Consider the following 23031-nt stretch of genomic DNA (forward strand, 5'->3'; position numbering starts at 1 on the left):
TGCAAGTTCATGCATCTGACGGATTAATCCTTCTGGAGGATATAACTGTTAGACAGCTTACTGGACTTCTCTCACCTCCAGACCGAGTTTTTTAGCTTCGGCAATAATTCTTTTTACACGGAATTTTTCCTGTTTTTGTTTAGCTTTTTCAAAGGATGTCTCGTCGTAGTCAACATCTTTCTTCAATAAGTTGTAAATGATCACGAGGAGCTTTCTGGCTAATGCAATGAGAGCTTTCTTGGCCCCGCGGCGTTGTTTTATCTTCCAGTACCAAGACGATAAATAGCTATCGCGTATTCGGGTGATGCACCAGGCAATTTCGCAAAGGATTCGTTTTAGATAGGTGTTGCCATGGGTGGTACGGGTGGACTTTTTTTTCCTGCACTTTCATTATTACCAGGACTTAAGCCCGCCCAGGAACAGATATGTTCCGCGGTTTTGAATCGGCTCATATCAATGCCGATTTCCGCCAAGATTGCAGCAGCGGCGGTTTTGTCAATCCCCGGGATGCCGTCCAGTTGCTCCAGTTGTCTTTGATATTGCTTGAGTTTTTCCTCAAGCTTTTGCTCTACCTGGTGAAGATGCTCGTAGTGCTGATCCAGCCACCCTAGCAAAAGCTTGAGGAACTCCCTTTGGTGAACATCCATTTTACCATTGACAGCCTGTTTGATCTCATGGAGCTTGCTCTTAGCGCGCCCCTTTACAAATGTTTCTACTTCGCGGGCAGATATCTTCCCGTAGCAGCAAAGGTGATCTATAATTGCTCGGCCTGATACGCCGAATATATCGGTAAGAAATGTTGACAGCTTAAAGCCGCAGCTTTGTAAGTGCTTTTCAATCCGATTTTTCTGGGAAGTAATTTCCTCGACGATGCTTTTACGGTACCGGGTCAGATTACGGAGTTCCCGGATAGGTTTCGAGGGGATAAAACTTCCTTCTAACAATCCGGCACGCAAGAGAGTGGCTATCCATTCAGCGTCCTTCATGTCGGTCTTTTTGCCAGGAACATTCTTCATGTGCCGGGCGTTGGTAACAATCAAAACCATACTGCCGTCAAAGGCTTCTTCCAGTACGTTATATACAGGCTGCCAATAAACACCAGTACTTTCCATAGCCACATTCCGGCAGTTTTCCTCTTCCAGCCAGGCTTTTAGTTCATCAAGTCCAGCAAGAAGGGTGGAAAAAGTGCGGATGGTTTTAACTGGTTCCCCGTCAACATTGCCTTTTAATAAGCAGGCGACAACAGTTTCCTTGTGGACATCAAGACCACAACAAATTTCCAGAATGTCTTGCATACGACTCACTCCTGCTCCAATGGATTTCAGGGATGATTGCCCGAGAAAATATGGAGTTTAGTACCCGTGCTGTTCCCAAGTCCTTAAAAACAAGGGGCGACAATTGGCCGTGCTCAAAGGCAATCAGGTTAGGTTTTTAGTCGAGGTTATACCATCAAAATACAATCAACCTTTGTCCCTGATAATTCCAATGTAGCAGAAAATTAGACCATTGTAATCACTTCTACATATTTTCATAATTGGTTGTGCCTTCTAGGCATGGGTGGTTTTTAGGTAAACCCATCTTGGGCTTTTAATGACTAGGTTTTACGCTCCTTGTTGAAAAATTTTAATGCTTCATATAGTATTAGTCATGAAGCGATGGAAATGTTTCGTAGGGACAATTTAACAATATAATGCTCAAAGAAGGTGAAACTGATGGAGAACGAAAGAATTTATAACCTCATGGAAAAGATGTACAGAGAATTCTCCGAATTTAGAAAAGAAATGACTGAATTTAAAACAGAAATGACTGAATTTAAAACAGAAACTGGTAAACGATTCGATAAAGTCGAAGAAAGTATTTCCAAGTTTGAAAACGAAACCGTAGATAAAATAAAAGCCCTCTTCGATGCCCGTGAAGTCCAGACCGATGTAAACGAAAAAATACTCTCTACCCTGGGCCGTATCGAAGCTAAAGTAGATGTACTGCAAATGGAGACAGCGCATATTCGGAGAATAAAGTAACCGGGGTAAAATGAGTAACCAGTTACTGGACAAGCAGTATTTAAAAATAGGACACACAACATAAAAAAAGCGCGACCAAGGTCGCGCGCTCTTTGGTTCCTATAACTCATATTTAATACCATGCACACCTAAGTATTCTTTTGGGCGCATCTCACCGCCACAAACCTCACAACTAAACCTTGGTGGAACTGAAATATCTCCGTCATCCATCATATCGCAGTAATCCACCACTTCCTTCGGAATGTCTTCTTCTATGTTACACTGCAAACAAACAAATTTGATGGTTGCCTTGCCGCCTACTTTAGGCGGCTTTTTCTTTGCGTGTTTCTTTCTTTTTCTGCTTACTGGGCTCATCTATTCCTGCCAACTCCTTTAGTCTTTTTTTAGCAAAGTCATCTACGGCATCAACAACTTTCAATATCCCTGATTTTAGACACACTTTCCCCTTGTATTCCATTATCTCTTTACATCTCATACATTCTAACGGGTCTTTTCCTGTGAATTCTTCTATTTTATTTCTCCAGCCTATCCGTTGCTTTCCTCTTTGGCCGTTTTTCCTTCTTTTCTGCCTTCCCAGGTATGCTTCCATTAATTTGTCAGCCAATCTTTTACTCCTTCTGGAGTAAATTCCATAATACCGGATTGTTTTAAATTGCTCATCCGGTATATGCCTTATTATCCGTGATATGAATTCTTCTACGGTGATGGTTTCTTGTTTTTCTTTTTGCTCTGTTTTATCAAAGTATTTAAAGGTTACATTTTCCCCGTCATAGTCTACAATTCTGCTTAACGCCATGGCAGGTCTTCTCATGTACCGCCCTATATATCCTACTTGGGCTTCTACTGACCCTTGTCCTTTTTTATTGGGCGGACCATAGATTACAAATCCTTCAGGGTTATCATCCCATATCTTTTGAAACAACTTCTTATATCGTTTAACTTCTTGTTCCGGCAGTTTTTTCTTCAACATCTCCATTACTGCCGCCTGCCACCTTTTCCTCAGCATTACATATGGGATAAAGTCTTTAACAACCCATTTCCCCGCTCCGTCAAAACCACCTTCAGTTACTAGGATATGTACATGGGGATTGAAGTTCATTCTTGCTCCAAAGGTATGTATTCCTACCATGGCGCCGGATTTGACTTTTCCTCTTTTCTTCAGCCATTCTAATAGTATTTTTACTGCCAGGTCCATTAGATCTTTCAAGAGTTCTCTATGACGGGTAAATATTTCCCACAAACGTTCGTCCACTGTAAACATGATGTGGCGATGAGGAACCGGATACATTCTTTTACTGGTTTCTCGACTCCATTCTTGGGTGTATCCGGTTGCGCACGATGTACAAAAACGTCCCTTACACGTGTGAGGAACTATTTTCATTTCTCCACATACCGGACATGCGAACAGAGTAAATCCTGCTTCTTTTTGTCCACATCGATTAAATTTATTGATTTCCTTTATCACAACAGGACGTATTCTGTCTTCGTATTTATTAACAAACTTTTCCCAATGCTTGTTCTCATCAAAAAATATCTCTCTTAAGATATTATCCTGGCCCATATGTTCTCACCTTTCTAACAACTACTTCCTGCTTTCGTTAAAAAATGAAAAAACCCTTGCTTAGCAAGGGCTGAGAACCACAAAAATTTTTATACTTTCCTATACGTGAACAAAAGCACGTACGTGCACTAAATTAATTGTTGTGCTTTTGTTCTTTCAAAGGGAACCCATACGTTCCCTATGACGCTCCGCTGTTACCCTCCTTATCTAAGCTTAAGGGACTACGTCCCCTAACACCCCTGTTTAGGAAATTTATATAATTTCCCAAACTACAAAAAAGACACCTCTTTCGGTGTCTTTATCTTTTCTAAGTGGTGCCCGGAGCCGGACTTGAACCGGCACGGGAGGTAAGTCCCGCAGGATTTTAAGTCCTGTGCGTCTGCCTATTCCGCCACCCGGGCATGTGGTATATATTGTTTGTTTTACTTGTATTCGATAACCGATATCCGCTTTCCGATATCCGAAAACTATTAACTTTCCTCGGAAGTCGGAATTCGGTAGTCGGATAATCGTAATATATTAATATTGGAGGTGCGGGTCGGATTTGAACCGACGGATGGCGGATTTGCAGTCCGCAGCGTTAGCCTCTTCGCCACCGCACCACACCATGTTTCAATCGGTACAGAAGATATCTTATCAAAAATCTCAGCAATCGTCAAGTTAAATATTTTTCCTAAAATCCTGTGAGTCGAGCAAGTTCTCTGCCAAGTTCCGGTGTGCCCGCGGCAATGACATTAAACTTGAGTTTGTTGAGCAAACTAACCTCACGGGTTTTGATTATATCATACAGGAAAGTATCATGCAAGCCGGTATTCGTTTGTCCGTTTAAATAAACTTTCATCTGAAAATCTCCACCGGCACACTGGACCAGGTGAAAAGGCTGGCAGACATCTGTCACCTTCAAGCGTCTACCCAGGCTGACATAGGCGTCATACTGGCCGCTGGCCACCTGGCAAAGATCCAGGATAGAAGAACCGGCCCGCCGTAAGACCAGTTCACTGGTCAAGAGATTTAACTGGTTGATGGGCGTTGAACTTTGTACATCAAGATCAATCCCAATCACAGCCTTTTTATACAGTTTGGTGAGAGGTGATGTCCTGAGCTTCAGTTCCTCCCCTTCACTTTGATAATAAGAGCAGTCATCGGAGGAATAATACCACTTGTCAGCAAAGATTTCTTTTTGCATGGTGAATTCCAGGGCCCGGTGGTTGCCGGTAATCTCCAGGTCAGCCAATTTACCAAAGGCAATGGATACAGATAAAACCGGGGAGGGTGTCAACCATGGCCGGACATTATTAGACCCGTCAATAGGATCTACCAGCATAAAATGCCTGGGATTATCACCAATTACGTCCACACCCGTCTCTTCACTGACCAGGATAACGGGGAAAACTTCTTTTCTTTCATGCACAAAATTAAGAACAGTCCTGTTTATGATCTCATCAAAACCCGTGGGGACGTCTCCCGATACATTAAGACAATCATGTTTAAAAAATAAAGAACATTGGGGAGATTTCATCTCTTCCCGTACTACTCTGTTAATTTTCTCTATGAGATCCCTACCATACCGGAAGTAGAAGTGCTTGTCCACCCTCTTCACCATCCCATCCCTAATGATACAGTCCGCCATCGACAGCCATTATTCATTATAGATGATGTGCTCTATGCACTCAATACAGCAAAATCAGTGCAGGCAAGTTTAAATTTAAGCAACAAAAAACCCGGCTTAAGCCAGGTTGTATGCTTCTGGAGCGGAAGACGGGATTCGAACCCGCGACCCTCGCCTTGGCAAGGCGATGCTCTACCACTGAGCCACTTCCGCACATTCGTTTTTTAATGGTGCCTCGGGGCGGAATCGAACCACCGACACGAGGATTTTCAGTCCTCTGCTCTACCGACTGAGCTACCGAGGCAGTTGCTTTCACCAGTTGACAAGTGATATTTTAACATTGCTTTTAGCGTCCTGTCAACTTCTTTTTTCTTCTTGCACTGCCGGATTTGCCAGACGAGACTATTTGAGTATAGCAGGGAGACGGGCTCAAGTCAAGCCCATTCTCCCCGTTAATATATGTTATTCTGTTTTTTTCTGTACCTTATTTTACATAAGCTAGAAGTGCTTCCCGTACCAGTTTGGCAGCCAGGAAAGCGGTTCTTTCAGACTCGTCATTCATGGGAGAAACCTCTACGATGTCCATACCTACCACATTCAATGTTTTCATAGTGTGAATAGCGGCCAGGAGTTCCCGTGCCGTACAGCCGCCAGGCTCTGGGGTTCCTGTACCCGGGGCAAAGGCAGGATCTACCACATCAATATCCAGAGTGATAAAAATGGGGTTGCCCTGTAATTCACCTACTACTTTCCCCAGGGCGGGGAAAATTTCATCCACATACATGTGAGTATGTTCTTTAGCAAATTCAAACTCTTCTTTGATGCCGGAACGTATACCAAACTGGTAAACCCTTTTGGGTCCTAAAAGTTTGGCCACTTTATTAATCACAGTGGCATGGGACTGTTCCTCACCCTCGTAGTCTTCTCTTAAATCTGCATGAGCATCAAAATGAATGACCACCAAATCGGGGTAAAACTTATGACAGGCTTTAACAAGAGGATAAGTCACCAGGTGTTCCCCGCCCAAAAAGAGGGGAAATTTTTTATCGGCAAAAATTTTTGCAGCCACTTCCTCCATGCGCTGCAGGCTGCCCGCAACGTTGCCGAAAGGCAGAGCCACGTCACCTGCATCATAAAAGCTGATGTCATTAAGGCTTCTATCCAAATAAACGCTGTAGTCTTCAATGCCAAAGGAAACGTTCCGGATTTGCTGGGGACCCATCCTGGTGCCAGGGCGCAGGCTTACGGTGAAGTCCATGGGCAGTCCTACCAGGACAGCTTGAGCTTCTTCATAAGTCTCCCTTGTCCCCATGAAGCCCGTGGGACGGTACATATACTCGTGCAAAGCTAATACCCTCCCTTATCCTACTTGAAAATCTCTGCGGCAAAATTAGGCAGTACAAAGGCAGCGAAATGGATGTTCTTGTTATAGTAACGGGTGTTGGTATCAGCGATGTCCTCGGGATTAACCTTTTGCGGATCATGTTTTTTCGAAGCCAGGGTAAAGCTCCAGAGTCCTGTGGGATAAGTAGGAATGGCCGCCAGATATAATTTAACCAGCGGGAAAATGTGCTTCAGATCATTATGTATTCCTTTAATAAGATCCTGGTGCATAAAAGGGGATTCACTTTGGGCCACCATGATACCGTCTTCTCTCAGGGCATCGTAGACATTTTTGTAAAAGTCGGAAGCAAAGAGCCCTACAGCCGGCCCTACGGGGTCTGTGGAGTCCACCAGAATAACATCATACTTGTTCTTATTCTCCTGAATATGTTTAATCCCATCATCGACCAAAACGGTGACTTTCGGATTATCAAAAGCTGCGGCTATTTCCGGCAAATACTCCTTGGAAGTTTCGATGACACGGCCATCAATCTCTACTAAGGTAGCTGTTTTGACTTTGGGGTGTTTCACTATCTCCCTGATGGCTCCCCCGTCTCCGCCGCCAATAACCAGGACGTGCTCCGGGTTGGGGTGGGTATTTAGAGCCACCAGGCTGATCATTTCGTGATAAACAAATTCGTCTTTAATAGAGGTCATGACACAGTTGTCCAAAAAGAGCATACGGCCAAATTCATATGTATCCACCAGAGCCAAATGCTGAAAATCCGTTTGCTCCTCATGAAGAGTCTTCTTCACTCTAAAGGAAATAGCTAAGTCTTCTGTTTGTTTTTCGGTAATCCACAAATCACTCTTCATTTTTCTCCTCCTAATACCATAATGGTACAGCCGCCAAAGCACAGCCGATTTTTTCCACGGTGTGCTCCACAGCCGCTATCTTTACATCAACCAGTTTCATACCACGCAGTGCAAAGGCTTCCTCCACCATTTTCCTAATGGTCTCTTCCGCTTCCTGCTTGGTACTATAACCCGAGTACTCCATGATGACACCGAAGTTATTTTCGGAGACACCTACACCAACTGCCGCGGCAATCACTTTACCCGGCTCCTTACAAACAATAGATCCGTAAGCCGTCGGTACCAGGGATCCCGGGGGTATTTCCAGATCAGGCTTATACACTGCCCCGGGTGGTAAAATGCTGCTCACGCGAATGAGATTGATATTACCAATACCGGCTTTCAGCAGCGCTCCATCAAAAGCTGTCAGGGAACTTCTCCCCTCACTGCTGCCCGCCACAACCTTGTACATTTTAGGTGTTGGCAACATGTTTTTACCCCCTTTATTTTCGGATAAAAATTAACAGTGTTATTATACCAGAATCAAGTTGAAAATAAACCAGATTTTACCCTCTCTGTTACCCTCGCTATAATATATGAAAAAAAGCCCTAAAGCAAGGGCTTTCAGACATTAAATTTTCACCAGTTCATAATCCCGGGTTCCCAGTCCGATTTCTTCACCGTAGGCCAGCTGTACCCCCCAGTCCACATCGGGATAAAGAGTTCCGAATTTATCCTCGGCCTGGTTCTCTTCACCCAGCCGGCTGTTTTTAAGACCCGCCTGCTGGTTCACCAGGTCTATACAGGCCTGGTCCAAAGCCACGGGATCACGGGAAGCCAAGATGCCCACATCCCCAATAATGGGAGCATCGCTATAACTTACACAGTCACAATCCGGGGTCACACCCATGACAAAGGTAATAAACCCTGCCTTATCCTTCTTATCTTTAAGAACGCCATAGGCATATTCCACAATCTTCTCCTGGATCACATCCTGCTGGGTCTTCCAGTTAATGCCGATAGCGCCGTGGGGACAGGTTACAGTACATTCCCCGCAGCCCATACATTTCTCGTATTCAATAATGGCCTGTTCCGCTACGGAAATTGCCTCGCCAGGACACCATTTGATACACCGCCCGCAGGCCAGGCATTTGCCATCCTTAATTCTCGGTAATAAATCGGAGTGCATCTGTTGTTTGCCGCTCCGGCTGCCCGAACCCATGCCCACATTCTTCAAAGTACCGCCGAAACCTGTAGCCTCGTGGCCTTTAAAATGGCTGACAGCGATAAAGCTGTCGGCATGGAAGATGGCACTGCCAATCTTCACTTCTTTAAAGTGTTTCAGGTTTACTTCCACTGTCCTGTAATCCTTGCCGTTTAAACCATCGGCAATGACTAAGGGAGCATTCACTACCGAATAGGGAAAGCCGTTTTCGATGGCCGTGATGAGATGGTCTACAGCATTGGCCCGGCTCCCCACGTAGAGAGTATTGGCATCGGTCAAAAAGGGTTTACCCCCTGCCGTTTTTACCTTGTCGACAATCTTGCGAAGAAACTGGGGCCTGATATAAGAAGTATTTCCCCGTTCTCCGAAATGAACTTTTAAAGCCACCAACTCTTTGGGTTTGATAAACTCCTGGAACCCGGCAGCATCATAGAGCTTGCCCAGTTTGTCCAAAAGATTCAAACCATGCTTGGCCCGCATATCGGTGAAATATACTTTGCTTGGCATTTTCATTCCTCCTTCAATTCTTATCTTTTCGCGGTAAAGCACGGTTATCCTGCCTCTGTCTTAAAATGAAGCAAAAGAAAAAGGGTACGCCCTTCGCGCACCCCTCTACTCTTCAATTAATGGGTATTGCCTTAGATAGCTTTTTCCAGCGGAGTGTAAGGCAGGTTGTGGGCCTCAGCTACAGCCTGGTAAGTAATCTTGCCGTTTACCACGTTAACACCTTTGGCCAGGACAGGATTGTCCAGGACAGCCTGTTTCCAGCCCTTGTTGGCAATCTCCACAGCATAAGGAATGGTAACATTGGTGAGGGCGAAGGTGGAAGTACGGGCTACAGCTCCGGGCATGTTGGCTACAGAATAGTGAACAACGCCGTGTTTCACATAAATGGGATCGCTGTGGGTGGTAACACGGTCGATAGTTTCGATGGAACCTCCCTGGTCAATGGCTACGTCTACAATGACAGAACCCGGTTTCATCTGCTTGACCATTTCTTCCGTTACCAGGCGAGGAGCCCGGGCGCCGGGAATGAGGACGGCGCCAACCAGGAGGTCGGCCTTGGCCACTTCTTTTTCAATATTATAGGCATTGGACATCATGGTCTTGACGCGGCCCATAAAGAGGTCATCCAGGTATCTCAAACGGTCAGGATTTCTTTCAATAATCGTCACCTGGGCACCCATCCCCACGGCCATCTTGGCAGCGTTGGTTCCCACAATACCGCCGCCGATAATGACGACTTCCGCCGGTTCCACCCCGGGAACGCCACCTAAGAGCACACCCCGTCCGCCCTGGGGCTTTTCCAAGTAGTGAGCACCGATTTGGACGGACATTCTCCCGGCTACCTCACTCATAGGGGTTAAAAGGGGCAGAGAACCATTGGGTAACTGGACAGTCTCATAGGCAATGGAGACTACGTTTTTCTCCATAAGGACTTTGGTTAATTCCGGTTCCGGGGCCAGATGCAAATAAGTATAGAGAATTTGTCCATCCTTAAATAAGTCATATTCCGCGGGTAGAGGTTCTTTTACCTTGATGATCATATCTGCCTGGGCAAATACTGCCAGGGCAGACCCCACGATTTGTGCTCCTGCCTGGATGTAATCCGTGTCGGCAATCCCGCTGCCTAAACCGGCTGATTGTTCCACCAGTACGGTATGGCCTGCATTTACCAGGGCTTTGACCCCGGCAGGAGTAATTCCTACACGATTCTCATTATTCTTAATTTCCTTAGGTACACCAATAATCATAGTTAAACCTCCTTCTAATATCGTTGTCATACTTTCATGCAAAAATCATGCCCAAAAGCAGGAAAAATATTCCTTGTTTCAACATTGATTTGGCGCCTTTACATTGTTGTTCCCCGGGAGTGTGGCAACTTTTATTGTCACATGTCCAGTTAAAATAAAATTGACGGCGGCACGATATGTTGCCGCCGTCAATTTTATTTGCCAGTCTCAATACCCAGCTTTTTAATTTTATTGGATATGGTGGTATGGGATACTCCCAAAGCTTTGGCTGCCTTGCGCACACTGCCGTACGTTTTCAGAGCCGACAGGATGACTTCTTTTTCCGCCTGAGCTGCTGCCCGTTTTAAATAAATACGTTCGGGAGTACTCTCGACAGCGACCGCTACCTCCCCTTCCCCATCAAAGATTATATGCTGTGTGGTAATCTCCTGACCTGCGGAAAGATGCAGGGCTCTCTCCAAAACATTTTCCAATTCCCGGACATTGCCGTACCAGCTGTAGTTGACGAGTTTTTCCACTGCCGGGGCCGTCAGGTATTTTTCCACTCCGCAGCGTTTTTTGTGTTTGGTCAAATAGTTTTCTGCCAGGAGGACGATGTCTTCCTTGCGCTGGCGTAAAGGCGGTATTTGAATGGGAATGACATTCAGGCGGTAGTAAAGGTCTTCCCGGAAAGTACCTTTTTGCACCATTTCTTCAATATTACGATTGGTAGCCGTAATTACCCGGCAATTCACAGGTATCTCTTCATTTGCCCCCAAAGGCCGTACTTTTCCCTCCTGGAGTACCCGCAAAAGTTTTACCTGCAGGGGCATAGGCAGGTCGCTGATCTCATCCAGGAAGATGGTTCCGCCGCTGGCGAACTGGAAAAGGCCAACCCGGCCACCTTTTTTGGCCCCGGTAAAGGCTCCTTCCACATAGCCGAACAGTTCGCTTTCCAGGAGACTTTCCGGCAAGGCGCCGCAGTTGATGGGTACAAATACTTTATCCCGGCGCCGGCTGTGCATATGAATGGCCCGGGCAAACAGTTCTTTACCCGTGCCGCTTTCCCCCCGCAGCATGATGGTAGTATCCGTATTGGCCACGTGCTCCGCCAGGGCGATGGCCTTTTTAATAGCGTGGCTTACACCTACAATCTCCCCAAAGCCCTGGGAAGGGTTGGCTGAGGGACTGATGGAGTTGATGATGGCCTCAATCTGTTTTTCCCTGGACTGGTAGGGCATATCATTAATCCGTTCCACAGAGAGAACGGAATACACACCTTCCAATTCTTCTTTTAAGAGAGGCCAGGTTTCCGGCAGGTGGTTTTCAATTTCCAGAAACATGACATTGGATACTAACTGGAGAGCCACTATATTCAAGCCATGGTTAAAGAGAACCTTGGAAACATCCAGGACCAGGCCCAGGCGGTCTTCATAAGGTATCTTTAACTTGAGTGTATCCATGATCCCCCCCTCCTCCTAGGGTGAAAATTCTACACCGCCCGGTAAATTCCTTTATTTCTTAACACTTTTACATACTTTTCTCTGCAGGTTCCTGGCTTTTCATCCGGTGCATAATCTCTTTGGACAAAAGTTCCAGGAGCAACATTAATTTTTCATTGTCTAACTTCCTTACAAATCTTTCCAAAAGGTGTTTCTGTTCCTGGCCGGAAGAGATTTTATCCACATCCTGGGGAACCAGGTTATACCTGCGGAATTTGGTCACGGTAAACTTGGCCTGGCAGTAGGTGCATCTGACCATATCCCCGTCACTTATTCCCGGCTCCAGGCTGATCGCTTTACACATGGGACACTTAATGCCTTCCATTTTCGTCACGCTCCTTAATAGGGTTAAAGCATTCTATGTTTACGCCGCCGGGTTTATACCAAAAAAATAAGGTTTTCCCTTCAGTCTTTGAAGTGAAAACCTTACCAGACACTGATGAAGTTGTTGTCGGCTTTAGCCCACCGTGGCCACTAATTCTTCGCTCCGGTAATAGTTATATTTCCGGTAAGCCAAACGAACAAGTGACCTGTCTTGACTGTAAGTAATTTTCTCTAAAGCCTCTTCGATAGGGAAGAACCCACCATCAGAAAAGCCTTCCTCCCGGTTCACGGAGTAGGAATCGCTCCCTGCTTCCATAATAAACCAGTCAATTCTGTTGCATACTGGTTGCTTCCGAGAGTAAGAATAGAATTCGTAGCTTGTTTCTCCTGCCGGGGAAACAATCTGTGCGGTAACTCCTCCTTCTTCCCTGACACGGTCAATAGCTACTTCCTGAGGTAGCTGGTTAAAGCGGATAACTCCTTTCGGCAGTACCCATTCACCCTTGTCATTTTTCAGGATGAATACCTGATCCTCAAAAAACACTACACCGCCAGCACAAACTCTCGTCAACATGGTAGATCCCTCCTACTTTTAATTTGGGAACTTCGCCATTACTATTTTCGACAATCCGTCCGGCATCTCCTGCCTTAAATTTAACATTTAATTAAAGTTTATTTAACCTTTTACCCCCTGGCTAAAAACAAATCACAGGAGCCGCCAAACCAATTGACACAGTGCTCACAGCTTGGCATATAACTTTTTGTGTCAATAATTCCTGCCTCCCAGCCTCCAGAAGAGCGGATTGATTCGAAATGGGGACATTTTGCTGCGATACGGTAGTTCTTTTCTGTCAAAAGCCACACCTCCTGTTAACCTCAGAAAACAATTGGGTTCATCTCCACTTTGGTAATTTTTCCGAACCAACTTTTTCTATTAGTTTTTCCCAACAGGAAGTGTTTTAGCATTGTTAGGTAATATATTATTATTTTTTTTCTTTTTTATGTGCTAAATAGCTATAAAGCCCAATAGAAAAAGGCCATACCTGGCCTTTTAAACATTGAATCTGAAGTTGATGATGTCACCGTCTTCGACTATATATTCCTTGCCTTCCAGGCGGAAAAGTCCTTTTTCCTTAACTTTACTCATAGCGCCCAGTTCGGCAATATCTTTGTATTTTACGATTTCCGCTCTAATAAAGCCTCTCTCTATATCGGAATGAATTTTTCCTGCGGCTTCCTTGGCATTTGTTCCTTTATCAATGGTCCAGGCCCGGACTTCGTCCTCACCCACAGTGAAGAAAGAGATTAATCCCAGGTGTTCGTAGACATTTCTGGCTAATAGTTCTATCCCCGTAGCCTCAAGCCCCAGGTCCTCCATAAACAATTTCTTGTCCTCTTCCTCCAGTTCGCTAATTTCCAGCTCCATCAAGGCACAGATTTCCAGGAGAGGAATATTCTTTTCCCGGCATAAAGCCTGGAGTTCCTGGCGATGAGGGTATTCTTTCTTTTTAAACTGTTCTTCATCTAAATTAACTACAGCCAGGCGGGGTTTTTCCGTAAGGAAGGCATAGTTGCGCAAGGAGATCCGTTCTTCCTCCGAAAGCTCCACATCACGCATGGACATGCCTGATTCTAAGACACTGTAGCACTTTTCCAGGATATTTAATTCAACCTGATTTTCTTTGGTGATCTTCTTGCCAGTCTTGATCCTTTCCATACGTTTTTCAATGAGCTCCATGTCGGAAAACAAAAGTTCCATCTCTACCGCTTCCAGGTCCCTGGCCGGGTTAATCTCTCCCACCACGTGGACGACATCAGGATTAGCAAAAGCCCTCAAAACATGAACCAAGGCATCACAGTTTCTCACGTCATTGAGGAATTTGCTGGCAGCCTTGTGGTCACCCTCGCTGACCATGAGCCCCGCAATATCAGTAAACTCTATCTGAGCATAGGTAGTTTTTTTAGGTTTGTAGAGGTTGCTCAAAAAGTCAATCCGCACATCAGGAACCCGGGCCACACCTACGTTGGCCTCTGCCTTACCGGAAAAATTGCCTGTAGCCACCTTGCCGCTGGTTAACAGGTTAAAAAAGGTAGTTTTCCCTGTCAGGGGTAAGCCTATCAATCCGATTTTCACTGTCTTTCTCCTCCTAAGCTTGTATGGCACCAAAAAGATATTACCATAAAGGAAGCTTGGGAGCAAATATCTTACGCTTCCCGCTGCCCGCTTCCCGACGCCCGAATTCAGTGACCAGTAACCGGTGACCGGTTGCCGGTTAATGATTTCCGCAATCGGATTTCCGACACCTAAAAAACCACTACTACTCTGAAATTATCAATTAGAATGAAGGTTTTGCCACAAACGATCCCTATCGGAGCATAGCTAAACAGACTTAAAATGATTTCATTCTTCTGCGGGTGCTGTTAACAGCATGAGTGTCTAATAAATTAAAAGGCAAGGTGCGAAACCTTGCCTTTTTGCAACTTAGACATGGGGAACATGGGTAAAGACAACTTTGAATTCCTTGTCATAAATATTGTTGAGATAATGGGAAACCCCTTTAGGTACCCGGGCGATTATCCCCGGTTCCAGGTGATAGGATTCCCCGTTAATGACGATTTCACACTGTCCTTCTACAGGGAAGAATATTTCCACGCTTTTCTCATGAATATGCTCATTCATGGCCTTTCCGGGTTCCAAACGTAATAAACCCTGGCTCACATCTTCTTCACCAATGGTGTTTTTGGACACTGCCAGGCGGACCCTGGCATTGAGCCTGTCGATTTCCGTAACATCGGCCAGCTTTACAAGATAACTCATACTTACCTCCCCACAATATATAAAATCTGGTAATTCAATTATACTATGATTAAAGAGCCTTGGGGATTTTATTTTTCTTTTTGTTCAAAGCAGGGAACTCACATTTTTTGTCTAAATATTTTATTGGAATTTTATGATGAAAGGATGAAAGGATATGTGTAATGATTATGCAGAACTCAAACCCAGTGAACGCCTGTTGTTAGGTCCCGGGCCCAGTAATGCCGACCCCCGCGTTCTGCGGGCCATGGCTGCACCTCTGGTGGGACATTTGGACCCGGAATTTTTACAGATCATGAATGACAATATGTCCCTCTTACGCTATGTGTTTCAGACTAAAAACGAACTGACCATGGCTATGTCCGGTACGGGCAGCGCCGGTATGGAAACGGTTTTTGTCAACCTGGTGGAGCCGGGTGACAAAGTAGTGGTATGTGTAAACGGCGTCTTTGGCCAGCGCATGGTGGATGTGGCGCAAAGGGCCGGGGCAGAAGTAACAGTAGTCAACGCACCCTGGGGCCAAATCATTGAGGCCGCCGAAGTGAAAAAAGCCGTAGAGTCCGTGAAACCCAAGCTGGTTGCTATTGTTCATGCTGAAACATCCACGGGTATTCTCCAGCCCCTGGAGGAAATTTCCGCTATTTGTAAAGAAGCGGACTGCCTCCTGGTGGTAGACTGTGTCACTTCCTTAGGCGGTGTGGAAGTTAAAATTGACGAATGGGGGATTGACGCGGCTTACAGCGGCACCCAGAAATGCCTGAGCTGCCCGCCCGGTCTGGCCCCCGTTACTTTTAACGAGAAAGCCCGGGCTGTTATAAATAAGCGGAAAAACAAAGTACAAAGCTGGTACCTGGACCTCACCATGATTCAGAATTACTGGGGCCAGGAGCGCTTCTACCACCATACTGCGCCTATTTCCATGGGTTATGCTCTCCGGGAATGTTTGCGTGTGATTTATGAGGAAGGCCTGGAAGCCCGTTTCGCCCGGCATAAACTAAATGCTGAGGCCTTAAAAGCCGGCTTAAAGGCCATGGGCTTTAAGCTATACGCCCAGGAAGGCCGTCAATTGCCCTCTCTCACTACAGCCTGGATACCTGAAGGCGTGGAAGATGCGTCAACCAGGAAGTTCCTCCTCAACAAGTATAACATCGAGATCGGCGGCGGATTAGGAGAAGGCAAAGGAAAAGTTTGGCGTTTCGGCCTCATGGGCCATAACTCTACAGAGAAAAATGTCCTGACACTCCTTACGGCCTTAGAAGCAGCCTTTGTCTACCAGGGTAAAACCGTAGAGCCCGGTGCCGGTATTGCTGCTGCTTTAGAGGTATATAAAAACAAATAAAAAAATTTAAGGAGCCTACCAGCTAGGTAGGCTCCAAATGTTATTGATAAATGAGAATTTCCACATCTTCCAGTTCTACAGCCAGGATAATTTTTCAAGACTTTTACTGTTTATTTTCCACAACGGGATCATACTTTTCTACCTCTATGATACTCTTGACCTTTTTATAGAGGGCAAAGGTAACAACCGAAGAAAGAGAAAACTTCACAGCATTAAAAGGTAAGACGGCGCCGGTTAGCATGGGCAGTACCTGATTGGCCGGCACACCCCAGAGCGGCAATAACCAGAAATAGTTGACCGCACCCATGACCAGAGTAGTTGTCACAACGCCGGCCAAAAGACCTATCACCGCCATTCCTCTGGTTTTCTTCAGGGAGTATACTAAACCTGCCACCAAAGCCATAGTACCCCCGGCAATGAAATTGGCAGTGACACCGATGATTCCCGCCTTGGAACCGCCAATCAAAAAGGTAATGACGTTTTTCAACAGCTGCACCAGAACTCCCGCCCAGGGACCTACTGCAAAAGCGGCGATAAGGGCAGGAATGTCGCCTGGGTCATAAGTAAGAAATTCGGGAAAGAAAGGCAAAGGAAAAGCAACGGCGTACATTAAGAGAACCCCAAAACCAGCCAGCAGAGCCAAACGTACCATTTGTTTTGTCGACATAGGTAAACATCTCCTTTGTAAATGATTATTCGGACTACCGGCAAACTCCAAACAAAAATCCCGAAGGGGTTAACCTCCGGGAGAAAAAGGCAATAACCAACAGCAATACTATTTCAGCATGCTGTTTATCTCCTTCTCCCATCCAGACTGTACTGTCGGCCCTGGAATTACACCAGATCAACCATACGGCTCGCGGGCTTTACCGCCGGTAAGGAATTTCACCTTCCCCGAAGGAGTTTGCTTTTCTTTTGTCCTTAATTAATATTATATTGATCTTTAACTATTTGACAATTCCCTTTTAGGGCTTACTTCTGTTAAAATAATAACGACCCTTTCCAACTTCCGAATTCCGACTTCCGAGGTCCGACATCAAATTTGGGTGACCAGAGACCAGTGTCCGGAGTCCAGTTAAAAAACTGGTCACAGGTCATGGGTCACCGGTCCTAATATCTGCCAGCTGCCAACTGTGAACTGCGACCTTCAACTAACAACTAACAACTATCAACTACCAACTAACAACTAAAATTGCGGGGTATTTATGAAACGTGTCTTCTTCGTTGATTTTGATGGGACCATCACCCTTGAGGATACCTGTGATGCTATGACCAAAGCTTTTGCCGGCGAGGGTTGGCAGGAAAGCCTTCACCGCTGGGAAAAAGGAGAACTGACCACCCAGAGCTGTGCCCGGGAAATCTTTCGCCTGTTTAATGTGACCATAGAGGAACTGGCCTCTTTTCTCGCCAACATACCCATTGATGAGACTTTCCGCGATTTTGTCGGGTATGTGGAAAGCCGCGGAGAAAAACTTTTCATCATCAGTGACGGGTACGATTTCAATCTATCCATTATCCTGGGAAAAGCCGGGCTAAGCCATCTCCCCTGTTTCTCCAACCGCCTTGTCATAAGGGATAATCAATATGATATTGACAGCCCTTTTCAATTGACAGAATGCAATAAATGCGGGACCTGTAAAAAAGAACTGGTATCCCGGCTAAAAGAAGATGCCGCAGAGGTAGTTTATATCGGTGACGGCTACTCCGATATGTGCGGCTGCCAGGCTGCCGACCTTATTTTCGCCAAAGGCCGTTTGCTGAACTACTGCCAAAAAGAGAATCTCCCGGTGATTCCTTTTTCCTCCTTTGCCGATATCCTGAGCTGGCTAAAAGAACATGATGAAAGATAAAGCTATGCTGCTTCGACTTCCAACCTCTGATTTCCGACTTCCGCATATTTGTTGGAAACTTAAGGCACCCACCAGGGTGCCTTTTATCTTTAGGTGACATTCTCCATTTTCTCTTTTTTCTTTCTCATTTTCTGCCACACATAATAAATTACCGAAATGACGGCCACCCAGACCAGTATTCCTCCCAGGTTAATGTACCAGGCATACTGCTCCCTCCCCCAGAGGGAATAAAAGAGGATAGCGGGAGTTTGACCCAAAGCAGTTCCCACCAGGAAAGTTTTCAACCTTACATGGGTTAAGGCAAAAGCGTAGCTGGCCAGGTCAAAGGGAACAAAAGGCAAGACCCGGGCCACAAAGACAGCCTGATCCTGGTATTCTTCGATTAATTTGATCATTGACGCTAATATCCGCGGCGGGGCTGTAATATTAAGCCCAAGATAGCGGATTAGCCCGAAACATACCACAGCACTGCACAAAGACCCCACCCAGGAGATGAGAAACCCCCCCCAGCTCCCGAAAATGATGCCGTTGGCTATGAAAATCATCACCGAGGGCAAGGGTGAGATAAAGGCCTGTATAATGATCAGGGCGAAAGATATGAGGGGCGCCAGGTACCCGCCGCGCAGAATCAGCTCCTTGAGAGCTGTCATATTGCCTGTGGCCAGAATGGCCACTAGGTCGGCTCCCCAGTAAAAAATAGCTCCTATTGTCAATAAAACAAGAAGTATTTTCTTTATCATATCAGGCTCCTCATCCATGAGTAGTTATCTTAATATACTTCTCCATTCCCGTAGCAAAATCCTATCTCAACAGGGCTTATCTTATGCCAATTTTACAGAAAAATTCTTAAATACCCCTGTTCCATTCTGACACAATCCGTTGTTTTTGCTGCTCTGTTTTGAAGCAATTTGCCCTTTCCAACCCTGATACGACCATTGGCACGAATTTTGCAACTGTTTAGAAGATAAGAGCATATTGCTTCCGACTCATCCTGTCCCCCGGGGAAAGGCTGAGCGTTGGGTCAGGGGAGCAATTCCCTGGCCTGCCGGTGCGCAAAGGAAGAGATGTCTGTGAGAGGGACATCTTTTTTCTTTACCAAAATATTTTATGGGGGTGTATATTGTGTATATTCTAAGGGTAAACATGTCTGACCTCTCTATCAAAAAAGAAACGGTGCCGGAGAAGTACCAGTTAATGGGTGGGCGTGCCCTAACGTCACACATCATCAACGCCGAAGTTGATCCCCACAGTCATGCTTTAGGTCCCAACAACAAACTGGTCTTCGCCCCAGGGCTTCTGGCCGGGACTCCTGCTCCCAGCTCGGGACGTCTTTCCGTTGGTACCAAAAGTCCCCTTACCGGTACAATCAAGGAAAGCAACGCCGGTGGTGTTGCTGCCCAAAAACTGGCCCGTTTAGGTGTGAAAGCGATTATCGTCGAAGGCCAGCCCAAAGACGATAAATGGTACATCCTCAAAATAGATAATGAGGGAGGCCAACTCCTTCCCGCCGATAAAATAATAGGAAAAGGTAATTATGAAACGGGTGAATTGTTAAGAGCCCAATTCGGGGAAAAAGCCGGTGTCATCTCCATCGGACCAGCCGGAGAAAACAAGATGAGCGCTGCTTCCATTGCTGTAGCAGATATGGAAGGACATCCCGTGCGCCATGCCGGCCGCGGCGGTACGGGGGCTGTCATGGGATCCAAAGGACTTAAAGCCCTAGTTATTGACGACACTAATGCCCCAGGTGTAGAAATCAAAGATAAAGAAGCCTTTAGGGGAGCCGCTCAAGCCTTTAGCAAGATGCTCCTGGCTAACCCTACCTGTGGTACGGGTTTACCCACTTACGGTACAGCTGTTCTGATTAACATATTAAATGAAGCAGGTGGACTGCCTACGGAAAACTTTAAGCGGGGACGTTTCGAAGGTGCTGAAAAGATCAGTGGCGAATTCATGTATGACACGATTCTGGCCCGGAAAGGCAATCCCACTCATGCCTGCCATCCCGGCTGTGTCATGCGCTGTTCGCAAATTTATAACGACGCTGAGGGCAATTACCTCACAGCCGGCTTTGAATATGAAACCATCTGGGCCTTTGGAGCCGACTGCTGTATTGACAATCTGGACCAGATTGCCATGGCCGACCGCCTCTGTGATGATCTGGGCCTGGATACCATTGAAATGGGTGTAACCATGGCAGTAGCCATGGAAGCTGGTGTTATCCCCTTCGGCGATGGGGAAGGTATGCTTAATCTCCTGAAAAATGAAATTGGCAAAGCTACCCCCCTGGGAAGAATCCTGGGCCAGGGTGCAGCCTTTACAGGCCAAGCCTATGGTATAACCCGGGTACCCGTTGTGAAAAAACAGGGGATTCCTGCTTATGACCCCCGGGCCGTAAAAGGTATCGGTGTTACCTACGCTACTACCACTATGGGTGCTGACCATACGGCGGGATACAGTGTAGCCACTAATATTCTAAAGGTCGGCGGTTTTGTTAATCCTCTCGGCACAGAAGGTCAGGTAGACCTTTCCCGGGGCCTGCAAATCGCCACTGCTGCCATCGACAGTTCCGGTCTCTGTCTCTTTGTAGCCTTTACTGTCTTAGATGAGCCGGAAGCACTGCCGAAAGTGGCCGATATGCTTACCGCCCAGTACGGGGTAAAAGTAACTGTAGATGATATTACAGAATTGGGCAAAGCAGTCTTAAGGGTGGAAAGAGAATTCAATACAAGAGCAGGATTTACACCTGCCCATGACCGCCTCCCCGAGTTCTTTGCCAATGAACCGGTTCCGCCCCACAACACCACTTTTGACATTGCCGGTGAAGAATTGGATAAAGTATTCAACTTTTAAGGAGTGAAAACCATTGCAAGTGGAGGTTCGCCTCTATGCATATTTACGGGACACCATACCTGAAGCAAAAAAAGGGCCTCTCCTGGTAGATATTCCTGAAGACAGTACGATTGGTGATTTACTTGCCTATTTGCAATTACCAGATGAATCAAACTTAATTGTGATGGTAGACGGGATACGACAGTTTAATTCCTATCCTTTAAAAAATGGGTCTCGCATAGCCATCTTCCCTCCTATCGGCGGGGGCTAAACTGAATAGGTGCATTAAAGGGGGATGGTACACATGTGCCATCCCCCCCTTTTTCTTAGCAGATTACAACCCCTTGAACCTCTTCCTGTCCTAGTAATTCCTGGATGGTTTGAGCCAGTTCAAACCGCCCCCAATGCTAATAAGGGGTTCTATAAAACCATTATCTTATATTTTTATCCGGTATTTCTCTATTTTGCGATACAGGGTGTTACGTGAGATACCAAGATAACGGGAGGTCTGGGTGATGTTGTTACCATACCGCTTCAGAGCTAATCTAATGGTCTGAACCTCCAGGTTATCCATAACCGTACCCCCGCCGTCCTGTGGACTCACATTGTACAAGGTCTGTAAGGTGGTAGGCAGATGCTCGGGCAAAATAATTTTGTTATCGGCCAGGTGAATAGCCCTTTCCAGGACATTGACCAGTTCACGGACATTACCCGGCCAGGAATAGGTGTAGAACAACTGGTCTACCTGGGGTGAGACCTCCAGGCCAGCATGATGATAGCGGCTGCTCAAATCCGCCAGGATATGGTCCGTAAGAATACCGATATCCTCCCGGCGCTCCCGGAGGGGAGGGATTTCAATGGTGATCACGTTTAGCCGGTAGTAAAGGTCCAGGCGAAATTTCCCTTGCTGCACCTGTTCATAAAGATTTTTATTGGTGGCAGCGATAATCCGCACATCTGCGGGAATAAGCTGAACTCCGCCAATACGGTGATAACACTTTTCCTGGAGGACGCGGAGCAGGGCCGCCTGGCAATCTAAAGGCAGTTCGGCTATCTCATCCAGAAACAGAGTACCGCCATTGGCCAACTCAAATTTACCTTTGGCCCCCCTGGCCCGGGCGCCGGTAAAGGCACCTTCTTCATAGCCAAAGAGTTCACTTTCTACCAGGTTCTGGGGTACGCCCCCACAGTTAATGGCTACAAAGGGCCCGTGACAACGGCTGCTTTTATTATGGATGGCATGAGCCAGCAATTCTTTTCCCGTGCCGCTTTCGCCCTGGAGCAAAACGGTAGATTCAGTTTGAGCTGCACGCCTGGCCAGCTTTATCACTGTCTGCATTTTTTCACTTTCAGCGATAATGGAATCAAAAGTATAAACGGCCTTGTGCTGGTAAACCGGCGTCATATTTTTATGTTTCTGGCTCTCCAGCATGATCAGGCGGTTTTGTATGGCTTTGGCCCCGGCCACCACCAGAGCCAAATTATGGGGATGAGCCCGGTAGTAATTGCCCGAAATATCCAGTACCCCTGCCACTTCCCCTTTACTGTTAAAAATAGGAGCGGCAGAGCAGGTCAAAAAATGATTTTCCTTTAATAAATGTTCCTGGGCAAAGATAGTCACCGGTTTCTCTTCTACCAACGCTGTTCCGATGGCATTGGTTCCTTTCCTGTGTTCATGCCAGTTAACCCCCTGGGAGAGGTTTACCCGCCGGGCTTTTTCCATAAAACTGGTGTCTCCCAGCACTTTCAGGATGTAGCCCTGGGGATCTGTAAGAATAACACAGAAGCCGGAACCTTTCATAGAAAGATAGATTTCTTCCATGATTGGTTTAGCCACCTCAATAAGCATACTGTATCTTTCCAGTAATTCCTTAAAACGATGTTCCTCCAGCTTATCCAAATGGTTAGCGGTGAAAGGATCCAGCTTAGTCAGACATCTCTCCCAGGAACGGGCTACAACGGTCGGGAGGGTTTTATCCAATTTCCCGTGGTAGACAAATTTTTTCCAGGCTTTTGCTACCTGGGGTGCTTTTAAAAGCATA

22 protein-coding genes, 4 tRNA genes, 1 pseudogene and 1 riboswitch are annotated in these 23031 nt (G+C 46.2%); of the genes and pseudogenes, 5 read left to right on the forward strand and 22 right to left on the reverse strand.

Features of this window, described 5'->3' with window-relative positions; all coding sequences use genetic code 11:
• Window positions 1–57: 57 nt before the first annotated feature.
• Window positions 58–1295: pseudogene (locus tag BR63_RS06920) on the reverse strand (IS110 family RNA-guided transposase).
• A gap of 417 nt (window positions 1296–1712) precedes the next feature.
• On the opposite strand from BR63_RS06920, the gene BR63_RS06925 reads away from it, so the two are divergent.
• Complete coding sequence (locus tag BR63_RS06925) at window positions 1713–2021, forward strand: hypothetical protein (RefSeq protein ID WP_187142851.1); 309 nt, start codon at window positions 1713–1715, stop codon at window positions 2019–2021.
• Between the two features lie 99 nt (window positions 2022–2120).
• Here BR63_RS06925 and BR63_RS06930 read toward each other — a convergent pair whose 3' ends face one another.
• The 18 genes from BR63_RS06930 to BR63_RS07015 all read right to left on the reverse strand — a co-directional run bounded on the left by BR63_RS06930 (window position 2121) and on the right by BR63_RS07015 (window position 14971).
• Window positions 2121–2375, reverse strand: a complete 255-nt coding sequence (locus tag BR63_RS06930; RefSeq protein WP_243269976.1) for a hypothetical protein — start codon at window positions 2373–2375, stop codon at window positions 2121–2123.
• The gene (locus tag BR63_RS06935) at window positions 2323–3582 is read right to left on the reverse strand and encodes an IS91 family transposase (RefSeq protein ID WP_187142658.1); all 1260 of its coding nucleotides are present in this window, start codon (window positions 3580–3582) and stop codon (window positions 2323–2325) included. Before BR63_RS06935 ends, BR63_RS06930 begins: the two co-directional genes overlap by 53 nt.
• A gap of 312 nt (window positions 3583–3894) precedes the next feature.
• Window positions 3895–3983, reverse strand: a tRNA-Leu gene (locus BR63_RS06940).
• A 125-nt stretch (window positions 3984–4108) separates the two neighbouring features.
• Window positions 4109–4184: transfer RNA gene (locus BR63_RS06945), tRNA-Cys, on the reverse strand.
• Window positions 4185–4255: 71 nt separating this feature from the next.
• Window positions 4256–5185: an inositol monophosphatase family protein gene (locus tag BR63_RS06950; RefSeq protein ID WP_207724771.1), complete on the reverse strand. Its 930-nt coding sequence runs from the start codon at window positions 5183–5185 to the stop codon at window positions 4256–4258.
• 144 nt (window positions 5186–5329) lie between these two features.
• Window positions 5330–5404, reverse strand: a tRNA-Gly gene (locus BR63_RS06955).
• Window positions 5405–5419: 15 nt separating this feature from the next.
• Window positions 5420–5495: transfer RNA gene (locus BR63_RS06960), tRNA-Phe, on the reverse strand.
• A 180-nt stretch (window positions 5496–5675) separates the two neighbouring features.
• A complete protein-coding gene (gene speB, locus BR63_RS06965) occupies window positions 5676–6524 on the reverse strand; it encodes an agmatinase (RefSeq protein WP_034422367.1) in 849 nt (282 codons plus the stop codon).
• A 32-nt stretch (window positions 6525–6556) separates the two neighbouring features.
• Entirely contained in the window at window positions 6557–7390 is an 834-nt protein-coding gene (gene speE / locus BR63_RS06970) for a polyamine aminopropyltransferase (protein WP_034422351.1), read from the reverse strand.
• Between the two features lie 10 nt (window positions 7391–7400).
• A complete protein-coding gene (locus BR63_RS06975; RefSeq protein WP_034422349.1) occupies window positions 7401–7859 on the reverse strand; it encodes a pyruvoyl-dependent arginine decarboxylase in 459 nt (152 codons plus the stop codon).
• A 141-nt stretch (window positions 7860–8000) separates the two neighbouring features.
• Window positions 8001–9101, reverse strand: a complete 1101-nt coding sequence (locus tag BR63_RS06980; protein WP_034422347.1) for a DUF362 domain-containing protein — start codon at window positions 9099–9101, stop codon at window positions 8001–8003.
• Between the two features lie 131 nt (window positions 9102–9232).
• Window positions 9233–10348, reverse strand: coding sequence for an alanine dehydrogenase (gene ald, locus BR63_RS06985; RefSeq protein ID WP_034422344.1), 1116 nt, complete (start codon window positions 10346–10348; stop codon window positions 9233–9235).
• A gap of 194 nt (window positions 10349–10542) precedes the next feature.
• Window positions 10543–11790, reverse strand: a complete 1248-nt coding sequence (locus BR63_RS06990; protein ID WP_034422342.1) for a sigma-54 interaction domain-containing protein — start codon at window positions 11788–11790, stop codon at window positions 10543–10545.
• 67 nt (window positions 11791–11857) lie between these two features.
• Window positions 11858–12154 carry a hypothetical protein gene (locus BR63_RS06995; RefSeq protein WP_034422340.1) on the reverse strand — a complete coding sequence of 99 codons (297 nt, stop codon included), beginning with the start codon at window positions 12152–12154 and terminating at the stop codon, window positions 11858–11860.
• 132 nt (window positions 12155–12286) lie between these two features.
• The gene (locus tag BR63_RS07000; RefSeq protein WP_034422338.1) at window positions 12287–12727 is read right to left on the reverse strand and encodes an NUDIX hydrolase; all 441 of its coding nucleotides are present in this window, start codon (window positions 12725–12727) and stop codon (window positions 12287–12289) included.
• Window positions 12728–12837: 110 nt separating this feature from the next.
• Window positions 12838–13008, reverse strand: coding sequence for a hypothetical protein (locus tag BR63_RS07005; protein WP_153802084.1), 171 nt, complete (start codon window positions 13006–13008; stop codon window positions 12838–12840).
• 196 nt (window positions 13009–13204) lie between these two features.
• On the reverse strand, window positions 13205–14287 hold the full coding sequence (gene ychF / locus BR63_RS07010; RefSeq protein WP_034422336.1) for a redox-regulated ATPase YchF: 1083 nt from the start codon (window positions 14285–14287) through the stop codon (window positions 13205–13207).
• A 348-nt stretch (window positions 14288–14635) separates the two neighbouring features.
• Window positions 14636–14971, reverse strand: coding sequence for a cupin domain-containing protein (locus BR63_RS07015; protein WP_034422334.1), 336 nt, complete (start codon window positions 14969–14971; stop codon window positions 14636–14638).
• A 154-nt stretch (window positions 14972–15125) separates the two neighbouring features.
• On the opposite strand from BR63_RS07015, the gene BR63_RS07020 reads away from it, so the two are divergent.
• Window positions 15126–16307, forward strand: a complete 1182-nt coding sequence (locus BR63_RS07020) for a pyridoxal-phosphate-dependent aminotransferase family protein (protein WP_034422333.1) — start codon at window positions 15126–15128, stop codon at window positions 16305–16307.
• A gap of 103 nt (window positions 16308–16410) precedes the next feature.
• On the opposite strand, the gene BR63_RS07025 is transcribed toward BR63_RS07020, so the two are convergent.
• Window positions 16411–16974, reverse strand: coding sequence for an ECF transporter S component (locus BR63_RS07025; RefSeq protein ID WP_034422331.1), 564 nt, complete (start codon window positions 16972–16974; stop codon window positions 16411–16413).
• 126 nt (window positions 16975–17100) lie between these two features.
• Window positions 17101–17213: riboswitch (FMN riboswitch) on the reverse strand.
• A gap of 299 nt (window positions 17214–17512) precedes the next feature.
• Here BR63_RS07025 and BR63_RS07030 point away from each other — a divergent pair.
• The gene (locus tag BR63_RS07030) at window positions 17513–18157 is read left to right on the forward strand and encodes an MtnX-like HAD-IB family phosphatase (RefSeq protein WP_034422329.1); all 645 of its coding nucleotides are present in this window, start codon (window positions 17513–17515) and stop codon (window positions 18155–18157) included.
• A gap of 89 nt (window positions 18158–18246) precedes the next feature.
• On the opposite strand, the gene BR63_RS07035 is transcribed toward BR63_RS07030, so the two are convergent.
• Window positions 18247–18897, reverse strand: a complete 651-nt coding sequence (locus tag BR63_RS07035; protein ID WP_051965748.1) for a TVP38/TMEM64 family protein — start codon at window positions 18895–18897, stop codon at window positions 18247–18249.
• Between the two features lie 382 nt (window positions 18898–19279).
• On the opposite strand from BR63_RS07035, the gene BR63_RS07040 reads away from it, so the two are divergent.
• Both BR63_RS07040 and BR63_RS07045 read left to right on the forward strand, forming a co-directional pair.
• Window positions 19280–21010 carry an aldehyde ferredoxin oxidoreductase family protein gene (locus BR63_RS07040; protein ID WP_207724772.1) on the forward strand — a complete coding sequence of 577 codons (1731 nt, stop codon included), beginning with the start codon at window positions 19280–19282 and terminating at the stop codon, window positions 21008–21010.
• 19 nt (window positions 21011–21029) lie between these two features.
• Complete coding sequence (locus tag BR63_RS07045) at window positions 21030–21260, forward strand: MoaD/ThiS family protein (RefSeq protein ID WP_243270111.1); 231 nt, start codon at window positions 21030–21032, stop codon at window positions 21258–21260.
• A 165-nt stretch (window positions 21261–21425) separates the two neighbouring features.
• Here the strand turns inward: BR63_RS07045 and BR63_RS07050 are convergent, their stop codons facing one another.
• Window positions 21426–23030 carry a sigma-54-dependent Fis family transcriptional regulator gene (locus BR63_RS07050; RefSeq protein ID WP_034422325.1) on the reverse strand — a complete coding sequence of 535 codons (1605 nt, stop codon included), beginning with the start codon at window positions 23028–23030 and terminating at the stop codon, window positions 21426–21428.
• Window position 23031 lies beyond the last annotated feature (1 nt).

This window comes from Thermanaerosceptrum fracticalcis (assembly GCF_000746025.2).
Classification (GTDB): domain Bacteria; phylum Bacillota; class Peptococcia; order DRI-13; family DRI-13; genus Thermanaerosceptrum; species Thermanaerosceptrum fracticalcis.